A 15,144-nucleotide genomic window follows, 5' to 3' on the forward strand; every position below is an offset into this window, starting at 1 on the left:
TTCTGCCGATTGGGGCAGGATTTATTCGGCGGCGGCCTTTTTCCGCGTTGTCTTTTTGGCAGGTGCCGCCTCGGTTTTTCCGTCGGCGGCTTTTTTCGATTTGGCGGCCGGTTTGGCCTTGGCCTCGCGTTTTTCGAATTCGAAACCGACCTTGCCGTCAGTTCCGCGCACGAGGAAGGCCGAAAACTTGCGGCGGGTGCGCGAGGAGATGAACTCCTTGAGCAGATCGGTACGTCCCTCGTTCAGCAGTTTTGTCATCTGCTCGGGCGTGATCGGCTGTTGCAGGATGACCTTGCCGGAGCGGAAATCGCAACTCTTTTCCGGGCCGACCGATTTTTCGCAGACATAGGCCATGCCGTGCTCGAAGACGCGGGCACCGCATTTCGGGCAGGCGCCAAGCGACGGCTGGCCGGAAAAATCGACTTCCTCGGCCTGACCGTCTTCACCGACGCTGCCCTGTCCGAAATCGAATTCGGGCTGGAGCTCGGCGTTGAGCTTGATGATGGCGTTGAACGGCCGTCCCATCTTGTTGCGGAAACCGGTGAGCGGGCCGATCTTGCGCTCGCTGAGCAGTTGCTCGATTTCGGCCGCCTCGTACTGGCGGCCGGCGACGATCTTCCACAACGCGAAGTCGCAAGCCTGGCACTGGAATTTCTTGTAGGTCTCTTTCACCTTGCCACCGCATTTCGGGCAGGGCGTCGTCAGTTCGCCGAAATCACCGGGGATGGTGTCGCTATCGAAGGTCTTGGCGCGGTCGACGATGTGCTGCGTCATCGCCGCGATTTCCTTCATGAAAGCATCGCGCGACAATTCGCCGCGCTCCATGCGCGCCAGCTTGTGTTCCCACTCGCCGGTTAGCTCCGGAGCGGTCAGTTCGGGGATGCCGAGACCGTTGAGCAGCGTCATCAGCGTGAACGCCTTGGCTGTCGGCTGCAGCTCGCGGCCTTCGCGTTGCAGGTACTGTTCGCCGATCAGATTTTCGATGATCTGGGCGCGTGTCGCTGGCGTGCCGAGACCGCGCCCGGCCATCGCCGCTTTCAGTTCCTCGTCGTCGACCATCTTGCCGGCGCCTTCCATGGCCGAAAGCAAGGTCGCTTCCGAGTAACGGGGGGGCGGCCGGGTTTCGGTGGCGTTGAGCACGATTTCGTCGGTGGTGACTTTTTCCTTCGGCTGCACGGCGACCAGATTGCCTTCGTCGCCTTCCTGGCCTTCACGGCCATAGACGGCCAGCCAGCCCGGATTGACCAGCACCTTGCCTTCGGTCTTGAACGGTTCGTCTTCGACGCGGGTGATGCGGGTGGTGATCATGTATTCCGCCGCCGGGTAGAACACGGCGAGGAAGCGTTTGACGACCATGTCGTAGAGCTTCTGCTCGGGTTCCGACAGCGATTTGGGCGCCTGCAGCGTCGGGATGATCGCGAAGTGATCGGAAATCTTGGCGTTGTTGAAGATGCGCTTGTTCGGTAGCACCCAGCTGCGTGCCAGAATCTGGTGGGCGAACGGCGAGAAGCGGGCGAGCAGCGTTTCGTCGTGGCCCTTGCCGACGCCTTCGCCGGTCAGCATTTTCAGCGTGTCCTTGACGGTGCCGAGGTAATCCTCCGGCAGTGCGCGCGCATCGGTACGCGGATAGGTCAGCACCTTGTGTTTTTCGTAGAGCGCCTGCGCCAAACCGAGTGTCGACTTGGCCGAGAAGCCGAAACGGCTGTTGGCTTCGCGCTGCAGGCTGGTCAGGTCGTAAAGCAGCGGCGAGAGTTGGGTCGAGGGCTTGGCTTCTTCGCTGACCTCGCCGGGGTGGCCGGAACACTTGGCCTGCAATGCCTTGGCGCGGGTTTCGTCCCACAGGCGGTCGGCGCGCAGGTGTTCATCCTCTTCACCCTTGCCTTTCGAGAATTTCTCGTCGAACCATTTGCCACGGTATTCGCCGGCGGCGCAGGAAAACACGCCTTCCAGCTCCCAGTAGGGACGCGGCTTGAACTTGCGGATCTTGTCTTCGCGGTCGACCAGCAACGCGAGTGTCGGCGTTTGCACGCGGCCGACCGTCGTCAGGTGGAAACCGCCGGTCTTCGAGTTGAAGGCCGTCATCGCCCGAGTGCCGTTGATGCCGACCAGCCAGTCGGATTCGGAGCGGCAGACGGCGGCATCGGCCAGGCCGCGCATCTCCTCGCCGGCACGCAGGCGGGAAAATCCATCGCGGATCGCCTGCTGCGTCATCGACTGCAGCCACAGGCGCTCGACCGGTTTGCCCGACTTGGCATGCTGCGCGATGTAGTTGAAGATCAGTTCCCCTTCGCGGCCCGCGTCGCAGGCGTTGACGAGGCCGGTGACCTCCTTGCGCTTGATCAGCTTGGTGAGCAGCTTGAGCCGCGATTCGGTCTTTTCGATCGGCTTGAGATCGAAATGCGGCGGAATCACCGGTAGATGGGCAAACGACCATTTGCCGCGCTTGACCTCGTATTCCGCCGGGCAGGCCAGTTCGAGCAAATGACCCACGGCCGAGCAGATGACGTACTGATCATTTTCGTAATAGTCGTCGTGTTTGGTGAAACCGCCGAGGGCGCGGGCAATATCGCCCGCGACGGAAGGCTTCTCGGCAATGATCAGTTTCTTGCTCATGGAGTGGGGTTACTCTCGGTTCGTTACGGTGTTTGATCAGGTGGTCGAACAACTTGCTGCACCTTAGGCGCTGCCGGTTGCCCTGGTTGCGGGGCATGATAAGAGGACTCCGCGAGGCTTGGCAAGCCAGCACTTGCAACCGGGATGGCCTTCCCTCAGGGTTTATCAGTTTGGCGAAAGCCGCTGGTAGCGACCGCCGGGCAAGCTGGCCACGCGACCATCGAGTTCGAGGTGAAGGAGCATCACCGATAACGTGTCGGCGGCCAGTCCGCTGCGCTGCACGAGCTCGTCGAGTCCGCAGGGGTCGAATCCCATCGTTGCCAGGAGGGCGTCGCTTGCGTCGTCGCCGTTGGCGTCCGTTTGGGCCGTTTCTGCCTTCCCGACTTTGGCAGCCGCTGCTGGCGGTGATGTCCAGCGCAGCTCCTCCAGCACGTCCTGGGCTGTTTCGACAAGCTTGGCTCCCTGTTTGATCAGCTTGTGGCAGCCGCGCGCCTGCGGCGAATGAATCGATCCCGGAATGGCGAAAACTTCCCGCCCCTGTTCGCTGGCCAGCCGGGCCGTAATCAGCGAGCCGCTTTCGACGGCGGCTTCGACGACCAGCACACCGCGCGAAATGCCGGAGATCAGCCGGTTGCGTTTGGGGAAATTGAAGGCGGTGACCGGCGTGCCGAGCGGAAACTCGGAGACGATGGCACCACGTTCGGCGATCTCGAACGCCAGTTCCTTGTTGCGCGCCGGGTAAATGCGATCGATGCCGGTACCGATGAAGGCGACGGTGTCTCCGGCGACCGCCAGCGCGCCGCGATGGGCCGCGGCATCGATGCCAAGCGCGAGGCCACTGGCGATAGCCAGTCCGGCGCCGGCGAGCGCCGAGGCAAACTGTCCGGCGTTCTGCAGGCCTTGCGGGGTCGGGTTGCGGCTGCCGACGATGGCCAGCGCCGGTCGGTTGAGCAATTCAAGGCGGCCGCGCACGTAAAGAAGCGTTGGCGGATCGGGAATTTCGAGCAGCATTTGCGGGTATTCGGGATTCGCGAGGGTGATTACATGCTGGTGCTTGCCATCGACCCATTGGCAAGCGGCGGCGACGGCTTCGGCGTTGTCGGTGTCGAGCAGAAGCCCTGCCGCCTTGTCGCCGATGACGCCGGCCAGCGTCGTGCGACTGGCGGCAAAAATGGTCTCGGGAAGACCGAAGGCGGCGAGCAGCTTGCGCTGTGTTTCACCGCCGATGCCGGGAATGAGGGTCAGGCGCAGCCATGCGGCGAGTGCGTTTTCCGAATCCATCTTGCCCCGGTTCAGGGCGTACTGACAAAGTCATTGACCTCGACCGGTCCATCCGACTGCACGACAAGCGCATAGGAGACGCGGTCAAAGGTACGGAATACGAAGATGAGGCCGATACGTTCCGACGGAATGGCGACCTTCATTTTCCGGTCGTTTTCGTCGCGTTGAACGAAATTGCGATCGCGCTCGAGGGCAAGCACATGGCCGATCTCCAGGCCATCCATTTTCCCCCGGCTAATCGATACGATCGAACCGCGGCCGCCGGCGCTGACGCCGCCGTACATGCCGATCACCCGGCCATTGATTTGCACGTCCGGCTTGTGCGGCACGTAATCGACCAATTTCGGTCGGGTCATCGGCAGCAGCCTGTCGCCACGACCCATTTCCTCTTTTACCGTATTGATCTCGAAGGTTGCCGGGCTCCCTGGACGCGTCTGTATCGCCGTGCCGAGGTAAAAGGCCTCATAACCAAGAAGTTGCTTGGGATTGTCCGGATCGTAGAGAGCCTTTCCGTTGCGATAGACCTGCCACACCTTCTGGGCCGGATCTGCGTTGTCAACGTAGGCCTTGTCGCCGTTGCCGAGAAAGACGCGGCCTTCCTGGGTTGCAACGATGCGTGGAGCGCTGTTGAGGTTCTCGGTTTCGACGATCAACGGCTCGGAAAGAAACGGCTCAATCACGTTGGGCGGAATCGGCGGAATGGCCTCGCTGTTCTGTTCGGAATAAATCCGCGGCTGCAGTTTCTTGCTGCTGCTCACGTTCTGGAGGTGACGAAGCTGCGGATTGCCATTGGCATCGTATTCAAGAACGATCACATCGCCCGGGTAGATGCGGTGTGGATTCTTGATCTGCTCCTTGTTCATGCGCCAGATTTCTGGCCAGCGCCAGGGCTCCTTGAGAAACTTCCCGGAAATTCCCCACAGCGTGTCGCCCGGAACGACGATGTGCCGGTCAGGTACATTTTCTGCCAGCCGGATCGGCGGCTCGCTGGCGCTGCAAAGGGCGGCGGCGATGGAAAGGGCGAGCGCGGATAAAATGCGGTTCATCGTGATATCCTCGTACGAGCGGTCGGTGACGTCTGTGAACTCTTGTCGAAAAGAGGGGTCAGATCCGACGTTGTTACTGGTGATTCCGGGCTGCGGACATCGCAACAAAACGGCCAAGAATGCGCCGTTTTTCAATAAGTTGCGGCCGATTCTGCACGCAATCGTTTTAACGATCAAGTTTTTTATGCCATTTCTATGTCTTTACTGCCCATACTCCGCTACCCCGATTCACGCCTGAAGACAATGGCATCTCCTGTCGTCAACATCGACGAAAAGATCAAGCGTTTGGTCAAGGACATGGCCGAAACGATGTATGAAGCCCCCGGCATCGGCCTGGCCGCCACGCAGGTCAATGTCCACAAACAGGTGATCGTGATCGACGTCTCGGAAGCACGCGATCAACTGCTGGTGTTGATCAATCCCGAGCTGGTTGAATGCGACGGCAGCCAGATCGGCGAAGAAGGTTGCCTGTCCGTGCCGGGTATCTACGACAAGGTCGAGCGCGCCGAACATGTCGTCGTGCGCTATCTTGATCTCGACGGTGTGACCCGGACAATCGACGCGCACGGCTTGCTGGCCGTTTGCCTGCAGCATGAAATGGACCATCTCAAGGGCAAGGTTTTCGTCGATCATCTGTCCATCCTCAAGCAAACCCGCATCAAGGCTAAACTCGCCAAGCAGGCACGGATTACCGCATGAAGCTGATTTTTGCCGGAACGCCCGAATTCGCCGCCATTGCCCTCAGATCGATCCTGGAGGCCGGCCATGAAGTGGCGCTGGTGCTGACCCAGCCTGATCGGCCGTCCGGACGCGGCATGGCCTTGCGGCCGTCGCCGGTCAAGGAATTGGCGACGGCAACCGGTATCGACGTGTTTCAACCCCTGACGCTGAAGGACGCGGTGGCGCAAGAGCGCGTGCGCGCGGTCGGGGCGGACGCGATGGTCGTTGCTGCCTACGGACTGATTCTGCCGCAAGTTGTCCTCGACATGCCGCGCTTTGGCTGCCTAAACATCCATGCTTCGCTGTTGCCGCGCTGGCGCGGCGCGGCCCCCATTCAGCGCGCAATCCTCGCCGGTGATGCCGAGACGGGGGTGTGCATCATGCAGATGGAAGCCGGGCTCGACACCGGACCGGTGCTGCTCTCCGGACGACTGCCGATTGCGCCGGACGATACGGCGGCCACGCTGCATGACAAGCTGGCCAGCCAGGGCGCGCAACTGATCGTCGAGGCGCTGGACACGCTGCCGCTGGCGCCCTGTTCGCAACCGGAGGCCGGCGTAACCTACGCCGCGAAGATTGAAAAAAGCGAGGCGCCGCTCGACTGGCGCCTGCCGGCGGAACAGCTGGCGCGACAAGTCAGGGCCTTCAATCCGTTTCCGGGAGCTTCGACGCAACTTGACGGCAACGGCGTCAAGGTCTGGGCGGCGCAGGCCGAATCCGGTGGTGATGGTTCCGGTGCAGCAACGCCCGGTACCATCGTCGCAGCTGACAAGAAGGGAATTGTCGTCGTCTGTGGTGCAGGCCGGCTGCGGCTGACCGAATTGCAGAAAGCGGGCGGCAAGCGCCTGCCGGCCGCCCAGTTCCTGTCCGGAAATTACGTCGCGGTGGGTACGACCTTTCCGCTCCCGGCTTGAATTTTTGCGCTCGCGCTCAATCTAAGGCGCTGAAGGGCAGCCGCTCCACCGAGATGGCCACCCCGTTATTGAGGAGATCAAGACAATGTTCGCAAACTGGCTGAAGACGTCCATCCTGATGGCGGCGATCATGGCGCTGTTCGGTGCCATCGGTTCCTACATCGGCGGAGCGTCCGGAATGATGATGGCGCTCGTGTTTGGCGGCGCGATGAACATCTTCGCCTACTGGTTCTCGGACACGATGGTGCTCAAGATGTACAACGCGCAGGAAGTCGATGAGACCTCGGCGCCGCAGTTCTACGCCATGGTGCGCGAACTGGCGCGCAACGCCGGCTTGCCGATGCCGCGCGTCTATCTGATCGACGAACCACAGCCGAACGCCTTCGCCACCGGGCGTAACCCGGAACATGCCGCCGTCGCGGCGACGACCGGCATCCTCAACCTGCTGTCGGCGCGCGAAATTCGTGGCGTCATGGCGCACGAGCTGGCGCACGTGCAGCACCGCGACATCCTGATCTCGACGATTTCGGCGACGATGGCCGGTGCCATTTCGGCGCTCGCCAACTTTGCCATGTTCTTTGGCGGGCGCGATTCCGAGGGGCGTCCGGCCAACCCGATCGCCGGACTGCTGGTGGCGCTGCTGGCGCCGCTCGCCGCATCGCTGATCCAGATGGCCATTTCGCGAGCCCGCGAATTCGAGGCCGACCGTGGTGGCGCCGAGATTTGCGGCGATCCGAACGCGCTCGCCGATGCGCTGACCAAGATCGACCACTACGCGCGTGGCATCCCGATGCCAGTGGCCGAAGAACATCCGGCGACGGCGCAGATGATGATCATGAATCCGCTCTCCGGCGGCGGGTTGGCCGGTCTGTTCAGCACCCACCCGGCGACCGAGGAACGCGTCGCCCGCCTGCGCGCGCTGGCGTCCAGCTATCGCCGGTAAGGTTTCGATGAACGGAACACACGGTTGAGAACATCGGCCAGGCGGTAGCCGGCTTCGGCAATGCGCCGGTTGGCGACCTCCCGGCTATTCTCGAAAAAGGCAGCGTCGATGACGATTGCGGCTGCCTCTTCCGGCAAGTGCTCGTCCAGCTCCTTCGGATAAGCATGCTGGCGGGCCATCTGCCAGCTCTCCTCGATCCAGCCTCTGGCCGACACGGAGCGTGGCGGTCGCGGATAAATCACCATCATCGCCCGACTCGCCTTGTCCAGTTGCTCGCCGCGCAACCAGGGCGGCCCGGGCAGGTCGTCCCAGAAGGTGTGGAGCGTCGTTTCCGGGTAGCGCGAGTTGAACGGGTTAACGATCCGCACCCGGTTACCGCCGGCATCCCAGATCCCTTTTTCCATTCTCCGTGTCAGCGTATGCAGAGGCTGATGGGCATCGCCGACGAGATGCAGGAGCCACGGCAAGGCATAGATCCGACTCGCACGCGTCGATTTTTCCTCTTCGAGCAAATCAATGAGGACAGGGAGTTGCGTTTCAAGCTGCCCGGACATTGGTTTTTGCCGGGATGAGCCGTCGAACGGGCGATTCACGTAGTGCCAGTGGCGCCGCCTTTCCATGTCCGGAAAGCCGGGCAAGGTTGTTGTCGGTGTTTCGCGGTCGGCGTCGTAGAAGCGCTTGTCGTTGCGGATATCGTCGGCCCACGTCGAAGCCTCGATGAATACCGCACGATCCGCATCCGGGTCATCGACGCCTGATACCTTCGCGCGTTTACGCCAGCGTTCGAACTCGGGATGGGCTTGCAACAATTGGCTGGATTCGGTACGCGCCGCGTTACTCATGTGCTCCCAGGCAATGCTGCCAATCAGCCGGTGACCGGCGGCATTCCACGCCAGCGCTTGCGCCGGCAGAAACGCGGCCAGCGCCACAATGAAAACTGTTGCGCGCATGCCAAACCTAGCGGTCAAGTGCGATATCGCGGAGCGAAACGGGATCTTCGAGCGGCTCGAGATGCGTAATAACCGTCGTGCGCGGCAAGGCGGCACGGATGTCGCATTCGAGCTGTTCGGCCAGATCGTGGCCTCTTTTTACCGTCCACTGGCCGGGCACAAGGAGATGCAGTTCGACAAAGCGGCGCGCTCCCGATTCGCGCGTACGCAGAGCGTGATAGTCGATGCCCTGCGCCTGATAGCCGGCCAGCACAGCCGTCAGCACCGTATGGTCCTCCGGCGGCAGCGCCACGTCCATGAGGGCAGAGGCCGAGCGATGCACAAGTTTCCATCCGGTCCAGACGATGTTCGCGGCGACGAGGATCGCCAGCACCGGGTCGAGCCACAGCCAGCCGGTCGCGGCCACTGCCATGACACCAACAATGACGCCGACCGACGTCCAGACATCGGTCATCAGGTGATGCGCGTCGGCTTCGAGCGTCATCGAACGATGTTTGCGCCCGGTAGAGAGCAGGATGCGCGCGGTAAATAGATTGATCGCCGAGGCGATGACCGATACGGCAAGACCAACGCCCAACTGCTCGAGCGGTTGCGGATGCAGCAGGCGTTCGATGGCGGCAACGGCGATGGCAATCGCGGCGACCAGGATGAGCAGCCCTTCAAAGCCGCTCGAAAAATACTCGGCCTTGCCATGTCCGTAGGCATGGTTTTCATCGGCCGGTTGCTCGGCGATGGTCAGCATCGCCAGCGCCATCATGGCGCCGGCCAGATTCACGAAGGATTCGAGCGCATCGGAAAGCAGGCCGACCGAATCGGTTACCCACCAAGCGACCGCCTTCAATAGGATGGTCGCCAGTGCGGCAAAAATCGACAGCCAAGCGTAGCGTTTGAGCGAAGGTGTGGTCATGGGCGCATTATGGCAGGTGAAATGGCAACAACAAACCGCCGAACTTTGATGTCGCGTGCCGGCCAGCGCCGGGATGGGTATGATTGAAGCTTGATAGACATAAATTCCCTTTCTTTGGAGTTCAAACCAATGACAACAAGCGATTTTCCTCTGGATGGCGACGAATTGATGGATTTTGCCGGGAAAATCGCGCAGTTGCCGCCGACCGAGGCGGAATGGGTCGAACGCCTGTTCCAGGAATGTTTGCGCGCGCGCATCAGCGAAGGCGCGCTGCTGGCCGGGCAACCTGCAGTCAATGAACCGGAAATGCCGAGTACGAATATCGATATGGAGTTGGCGCAGGCGGTACTCGATGCGTCTGAATGGCTGAAAACGCTGTGGAATGTCGGCTACATGGGGGCCGGCAGCTTTCCCGCGGCGCCGCGCTCCGATTTCCCGCAGATCGAGCTGGAGGATGTCCTCCAGTCATCGCTATTTGCCCGGATCCGGCAAGGCAAGCGTCCGCTGCCCTTCCCGCCACCGACCCGCAACGGTCTTCCCTGGCACGATCTCGTGGAAGGCCCGGGTGTTCCGCACGATGTGGCGGCGGAGATCGTTGATAACGAAGAAGGGCTGGCCATCGGCGCCATCATTGAAGGCTGCGCCGATTGGCGCGTGATCGAGAAAGTCGCCGGCGACGACGAGTACATCGTTCAGCATCGCGGCAAAGGGCCGTTGTACCGTTTATGTATCGATCAGCCGCTGTCGGTCCTGTTTCGCGAGCAGCCGCGCTGGATGCGCCGCATCCGGTCGCAGGAACGCGCCGGCGTGCGCAGCTTCATGCTCGAATGGCCAAGGCCGGATGGCAGCCTGCGCGACGTGCCGCTGCGGGCGGCGACCTGGGAACGCGCCGAAGCCGAAGCGGGACACTGGATCGCTGCCAACAGCCCGGAAATGTACGGGCAGGTCAGCTTCGAGCGCGTCGAAGCCGACTGAAGGCGGGCTTTACAGGAAAACCGGTTCCGGCGTCAGTTCGACGCCGAATTTCTCCTGCACATCGCGCTGTACGGCTTGCATCAGCGCTAACACATCGGCACCCGTCGCGCCACCGCGATTGACCAGCACCAATGCCTGCTTTTCGTACATACCAACCGGCCCAAGATCCTTGCCCTTCCAGCCGGCCTGATCGATCAACCAGCCGGCGGCCAGTTTCACGCCACCGTCGGCCTGCGGGTAATGCGGCAGGTTCGGATACGCTGCCAGCAGTTGCTCCGCCGTCGCCGCCGCGACAACCGGGTTGTGGAAGAAGCTGCCGGTGTTTGGAATCTCGGCCGGGTCAGGCAGTTTGCTCTGGCGCACGGCAATCACGGCGTCGGCAATCTGGCGCGCATCCGCCTCTTCGATCGCCTGGGCCGCCAGTTCCTTGGCGATGTCGGCATAGCCGGTCAGCGGCTGCCAGTGTTTCGGCAGACGGAAAGTGACATCGGTGATGACGAAACGCCCGTCGAGGTGCCAGCCTTCCTGTTTGAAGACGCTGTCACGGTAGCCGAAGCGGCAGCCTGCGCGGTCGAAGCGCACACTCTCGCCACGCTGCATGTCAAAGGCGGTCAGCGCGTGGAAACGGTCGCCGGCTTCCAGCCCGTAGGCGCCGATGTTCTGGATCGGCGCCGCGCCGACGGTGCCGGGAATCAGCGACAGATTCTCCAGCCCCGGCCAGCCCTGCGCCAGCGTCCATTGCACGAAATCGTGCCAGTTCTCGCCGGCGCCGGCGCGCACGTACCACGCGTCAGCATCCTCGCCGACCAGCGCGCGGCCGGACATCGCCATGTGCAGCACGAGGCCGTCGAAGTCACCGGAGAGCACCAGATTGCTGCCGCCGCCCAGCACGAAGAAGCGGCAATCGCCGGGCGCATAGAAATCGGCCAGCGCGGCCAGCTGCTCGACTGACGTGATCCGCGCGTACAGCGCTGCATGCGCCGGCAAACCCAGCGTGTTGCGCTTGGCCAGATTGGCCTCGCGCTCGACGAAATCAGGCAAATCCGCTGCGTGCATGCGGCCGTCTCGCCTAGAGAATCGGCGCCAGCCAGCGCTCGGCTTCGGCAACGCTCATGCCGGTGCGCTTGGCCCAGTCTTCCAGCTGATCGTGGCCAATCTTGCTGACGGCGAAGTACTGCGCCTGCGGGTGGGCAAGGTAGAACCCGGAGACGGCGGCGGCCGGCGTCATCGCAAAATGTTCGGTCAAACCCATGCCGGCGTTGGCCGGAGCGTCCAGCAAGGCGAATAGCGGCCCCTTGGCGGTGTGATCGGGGCACGCCGGATAGCCGGGTGCCGGGCGAATGCCGCGATAGGCTTCACGGATCAGGGCGTCGTTATCCAGCGTTTCGTCGGTGGCGTAGGCCCAGTAGTCGCGCCGCACCTGCGCGTGCAGCCACTCGGCGCAGGCTTCGGCAAGGCGGTCGGCCAGCGCTTTCAACATGATCGCGTGGTAGTCGTCGTGCGCGGCTTCGAACTCGGCCAGTTTCTTCTCGATGCCGAGGCCGGCGGTGACGGCGAAGGCACCGATCCAGTCCGGCGTGCCCTTTTCGGCGACAAAGTCGGCGAGGCAGTAATGCGGCTTGCCGGATGGACGCTCATGCTGCTGGCGCAGGTTGTGCCAGACCATTTGCACCTGCTGGCGCGACTCGTCGGCGTAGATTTCGATGTCGTCGCCGACCGCGTTGGCCGGATAGAGGCCGAAAACGGCGTTGGCGGTCAGCCATTTTTCCTTGACGATCTTGTCCAGCATCGCTTGGCCGTCGGCAAAGACCGAGCGCGCGGCCTCGCCGACGATGGCATCGTCGAGGATTTTCGGGAAGGAACCGGCCAGATCCCAAGTCTGGAAGAACGGGCCCCAGTCAATGTACTCGGCCAGCGCCGCCAGATCGACTTCGCGCAGCACGTGCAGGCCGGGCTTGTTGGGCGCCGCCGGCCGATAGCCGGCATCGCCGTTCCACTTGAAGGCGTTCTGCCGCGCCGCGTCGAGCGGCACCAGCGGCGTCACCTTCTTGTTGGTGTGCTGTTCGCGCACGCGAGCGTAGTCGGCGGCAATTTCCTGCTTGTAGCCAGCCGCCTGGTCGATCGACAGCAGCTTGGTAACGACGCCGACAGCGCGCGAGGCGTCCGGCACATAGACGACGGTGCCTTCGTAATTCGGCGCGATCTTGATCGCCGTATGGGCGCGGCTGGTCGTCGCGCCGCCGATCAAGAGCGGAACGTCAAAGCCCTGCCGCTGCATTTCGGCGGCAACGTGGCTCATTTCCTCGAGCGACGGCGTGATCAGGCCGGACAGGCCGATCGCCTGCGCGCCGTGCTCCTTGGCCGCGTGCAGAATCTTGTCGCAGGACACCATGACGCCGATGTCGATGACTTCGTAGCCGTTGCAGCCGAGGACGACGCCGACGATGTTCTTGCCGATGTCGTGCACGTCGCCCTTGACCGTGGCCATGATGACGCGGCCCTTGCTGGTCGCGCCGGTGCGGCGTTTTTCCTCTTCGATGTAGGGAATCAGGTGGGCGACGGCCTGCTTCATGACGCGCGCCGACTTGACCACCTGCGGCAGGAACATCTTGCCGGCGCCGAAGAGGTCGCCGACAACGTTCATGCCGCCCATCAGCGGGCCTTCGATCACCGACAGCGGCGGCTTTCCGGCGGCTTCGAGCGCAGCGCGGCACTCCTCGGTATCGGCGACGACGAATTCGGTGATGCCCTTGACCAGCGCGTGCGACAACCGCGCTTCGACCGACAGTTCGCGCCAGCTCAAGTCCGGACCGGTATCCTTGGCTTTGCCCTCTTTCACCGTCTGGGCGAATTCGACCAGCGCTTCGCCGGCATCCGGCGATTTGTTCAGCACGACGGCCTCGACCTTGTCGCGCAATTCGGGATCGAGATCGTCGTAGATTCCAACCATGCCGGCATTGACGATGCCCATCGACAGCCCAGCCTTGACCGCGTGATAGAGGAAAACGGTGTGGATCGCCTCGCGCACCGGGTCGTTGCCGCGGAACGAGAACGAGACGTTGGAAACACCGCCCGAAATCTGCGCATACGGCAAATTGGCGCGAATCCAGCGGCAGGCTTCGATGAAGTCGACGGCGTAGTTGTTGTGTTCCTCGATGCCGGTGGCGATGGCGAAAATGTTCGGGTCGAAGATGATGTCTTCGGCCGGGAAGCCGATGCCGACGAGCAGGTCATACGCCCGTTTGCAGATTTCGACCTTGCGCGCGTAGGTGTCGGCCTGCCCTTTTTCGTCGAAGGCCATGACGATCACCGCCGCGCCGTAGCGGCGGGCAAGCTTGGCCTGTTCGATGAACTTGGCTTCGCCTTCCTTCATCGAGATCGAATTGACGATGCCCTTGCCCTGGATGCACTTGAGGCCGGCTTCGATGATTTCCCACTTCGACGAGTCGAGCATGATCGGCACGCGCGAAATGTCTGGCTCGGAGGCGATCAGCTTGAGGAAGCGGTCCATCGCCGCCTTGCCGTCGAGCATCGCGTCGTCCATGTTGATGTCGATCACCTGCGCGCCGTTCTCGACCTGCTGGCGGGCGACGGCCAGCGCATCGTCGAGACGGCCTTCGAGGATCATGCGGGCAAAGGCTTTCGAGCCGGTGACGTTGGTCCGCTCGCCGACGTTCACGAACAGCGATTCCGGTCCGACGTTGAACGGTTCCAGTCCGGACAAGCGCAGTTTCTTCTCAATCTCCGGAATGGCACGCGGCTTGATCGCAGCGACCTGGCGCGCAATGGCGGCGATGTGCTCCGGCGACGTGCCGCAGCAGCCACCGACGATATTCACAAAGCCCTGTTTCGCCCAGTCGGCGATTTCGTCGGCCAGCTGGTCGGCGGTTTCGTCGTAACCGCCGAAGGCGTTCGGCAGACCGGCATTCGGATGCGCCGAGACGTAGCAGTCACAGACGCGGGAGAGTTCCTCAACGTACTGGCGCAGTTCCTTGGCGCCGAGCGCGCAGTTGAGACCGAACGACAGCGGCCTGATGTGCGAAAGCGAGTTCCAGAAGGCTTCGGCCGTCTGCCCGGACAGCGTGCGGCCAGACGCATCGGTAATCGTCCCGGAGATCATCACCGGCCAGCGACGGCCGGTCGTCTCGAAGAACTGTTCGATGGCGAACAGCGCCGCCTTGGCGTTGAGCGTGTCGAACACGGTTTCGACGAGCAGCATGTCCGCGCCGCCATCGGTCAAACCGCGAATGGCTTCGGTGTACGAAATCACCAGATCGTCGAACGTCACATTGCGATAACCTGGATCGTTGACGTCCGGCGAGATCGACGCGGTGCGTGAGGTTGGCCCCAAGACACCGGCGACGAAGCGCGGCTTGCCGGGATCCTTCGCCGTGAACTCGTCGCAGACCTCGCGTGCCAGCTTCGCGCCGGCGACGTTCAGTTCATAGACGATGCTCTCCAGCTTGTAGTCGGCCTGCGACAGCGAGGTGGCGTTGAAAGTGCACGTTTCGAGGATGTCAGCGCCGGCGGCCAGATACTCGGCGTGGATGCCGCGAATCACCTCGGGTTTGGTCAGCAGCAACAGGTCGTTGTTGCCCTTGAGATCGTGCGGATGATCGGCGAAACGTGTGCCGCGATAGTCGGCTTCCTGCAGCTTGTGCCGCTGGATCATCGTTCCCATCGCACCGTCGAGGATCAGAAGACGTTGCTGCAACAAGGAAGTGAGTTCGGCGGTGCGGTCTGGCTGCATGGAAAACCTCGAAAAGAAAAAACCCGTCCAGCATCGTCGGCGAAC

General features: G+C 62.4%; 11 protein-coding genes. 4 read left to right on the top strand and 7 right to left on the bottom strand.

What is annotated here, in order from left to right; genetic code table 11:
* Positions 1-21 precede the first annotated feature (21 nt).
* The 3 genes from GH659_RS09485 to GH659_RS09495 form a co-directional block, all read right to left on the bottom strand.
* Complete coding sequence (locus tag GH659_RS09485; RefSeq protein WP_153111167.1) at positions 22-2,613, bottom strand: DNA topoisomerase III; 2,592 nt, start codon at positions 2,611-2,613, stop codon at positions 22-24.
* A 165-nt stretch (positions 2,614-2,778) separates the two neighbouring features.
* Entirely contained in the window at positions 2,779-3,894 is a 1,116-nt protein-coding gene (gene dprA / locus GH659_RS09490) for a DNA-processing protein DprA (RefSeq protein WP_153111168.1), read from the bottom strand.
* An 11-nt stretch (positions 3,895-3,905) separates the two neighbouring features.
* The gene (locus GH659_RS09495; protein WP_153111169.1) at positions 3,906-4,940 is read right to left on the bottom strand and encodes a LysM peptidoglycan-binding domain-containing protein; all 1,035 of its coding nucleotides are present in this window, start codon (positions 4,938-4,940) and stop codon (positions 3,906-3,908) included.
* Between the two features lie 195 nt (positions 4,941-5,135).
* Here GH659_RS09495 and def point away from each other — a divergent pair, with 195 nt between their 5' ends.
* From def to htpX, 3 genes are all read left to right on the top strand, one after another.
* Positions 5,136-5,639: a peptide deformylase gene (gene def, locus GH659_RS09500; RefSeq protein WP_153111170.1), complete on the top strand. Its 504-nt coding sequence runs from the start codon at positions 5,136-5,138 to the stop codon at positions 5,637-5,639.
* Positions 5,636-6,574, top strand: coding sequence for a methionyl-tRNA formyltransferase (gene fmt, locus GH659_RS09505; RefSeq protein ID WP_153111171.1), 939 nt, complete (start codon positions 5,636-5,638; stop codon positions 6,572-6,574). The genes def and fmt overlap by 4 nt, the downstream gene beginning before the upstream one ends.
* 85 nt (positions 6,575-6,659) lie before the next feature.
* Positions 6,660-7,517 carry a zinc metalloprotease HtpX gene (htpX, locus tag GH659_RS09510; RefSeq protein ID WP_153111172.1) on the top strand — a complete coding sequence of 286 codons (858 nt, stop codon included), beginning with the start codon at positions 6,660-6,662 and terminating at the stop codon, positions 7,515-7,517.
* On the opposite strand, the gene GH659_RS09515 is transcribed toward htpX, so the two are convergent.
* Together GH659_RS09515 and GH659_RS09520 are read right to left on the bottom strand one after the other, a co-directional pair.
* The gene (locus tag GH659_RS09515; RefSeq protein ID WP_153111173.1) at positions 7,505-8,467 is read right to left on the bottom strand and encodes a S1/P1 nuclease; all 963 of its coding nucleotides are present in this window, start codon (positions 8,465-8,467) and stop codon (positions 7,505-7,507) included. The genes htpX and GH659_RS09515 overlap by 13 nt on opposite strands.
* 7 nt (positions 8,468-8,474) lie before the next feature.
* Positions 8,475-9,374, bottom strand: coding sequence for a cation diffusion facilitator family transporter (locus GH659_RS09520; protein ID WP_153111174.1), 900 nt, complete (start codon positions 9,372-9,374; stop codon positions 8,475-8,477).
* Positions 9,375-9,503: 129 nt separating this feature from the next.
* On the opposite strand from GH659_RS09520, the gene GH659_RS09525 reads away from it, so the two are divergent.
* Positions 9,504-10,349, top strand: coding sequence for a hypothetical protein (locus GH659_RS09525; protein WP_153111175.1), 846 nt, complete (start codon positions 9,504-9,506; stop codon positions 10,347-10,349).
* A 9-nt stretch (positions 10,350-10,358) separates the two neighbouring features.
* Here the strand turns inward: GH659_RS09525 and murB are convergent, their stop codons facing one another.
* Together murB and metH are read right to left on the bottom strand one after the other, a co-directional pair.
* A complete protein-coding gene (gene murB, locus GH659_RS09530) occupies positions 10,359-11,405 on the bottom strand; it encodes a UDP-N-acetylmuramate dehydrogenase (protein ID WP_153111176.1) in 1,047 nt (348 codons plus the stop codon).
* Positions 11,406-11,418: 13 nt separating this feature from the next.
* Positions 11,419-15,099 carry a methionine synthase gene (gene metH, locus GH659_RS09535; protein WP_153111177.1) on the bottom strand — a complete coding sequence of 1,227 codons (3,681 nt, stop codon included), beginning with the start codon at positions 15,097-15,099 and terminating at the stop codon, positions 11,419-11,421.
* Positions 15,100-15,144 lie beyond the last annotated feature (45 nt).

The organism is Propionivibrio limicola, from assembly GCF_009469695.1.
Taxonomy (GTDB): Bacteria; Pseudomonadota; Gammaproteobacteria; order Burkholderiales; family Rhodocyclaceae; genus Propionivibrio; species Propionivibrio limicola.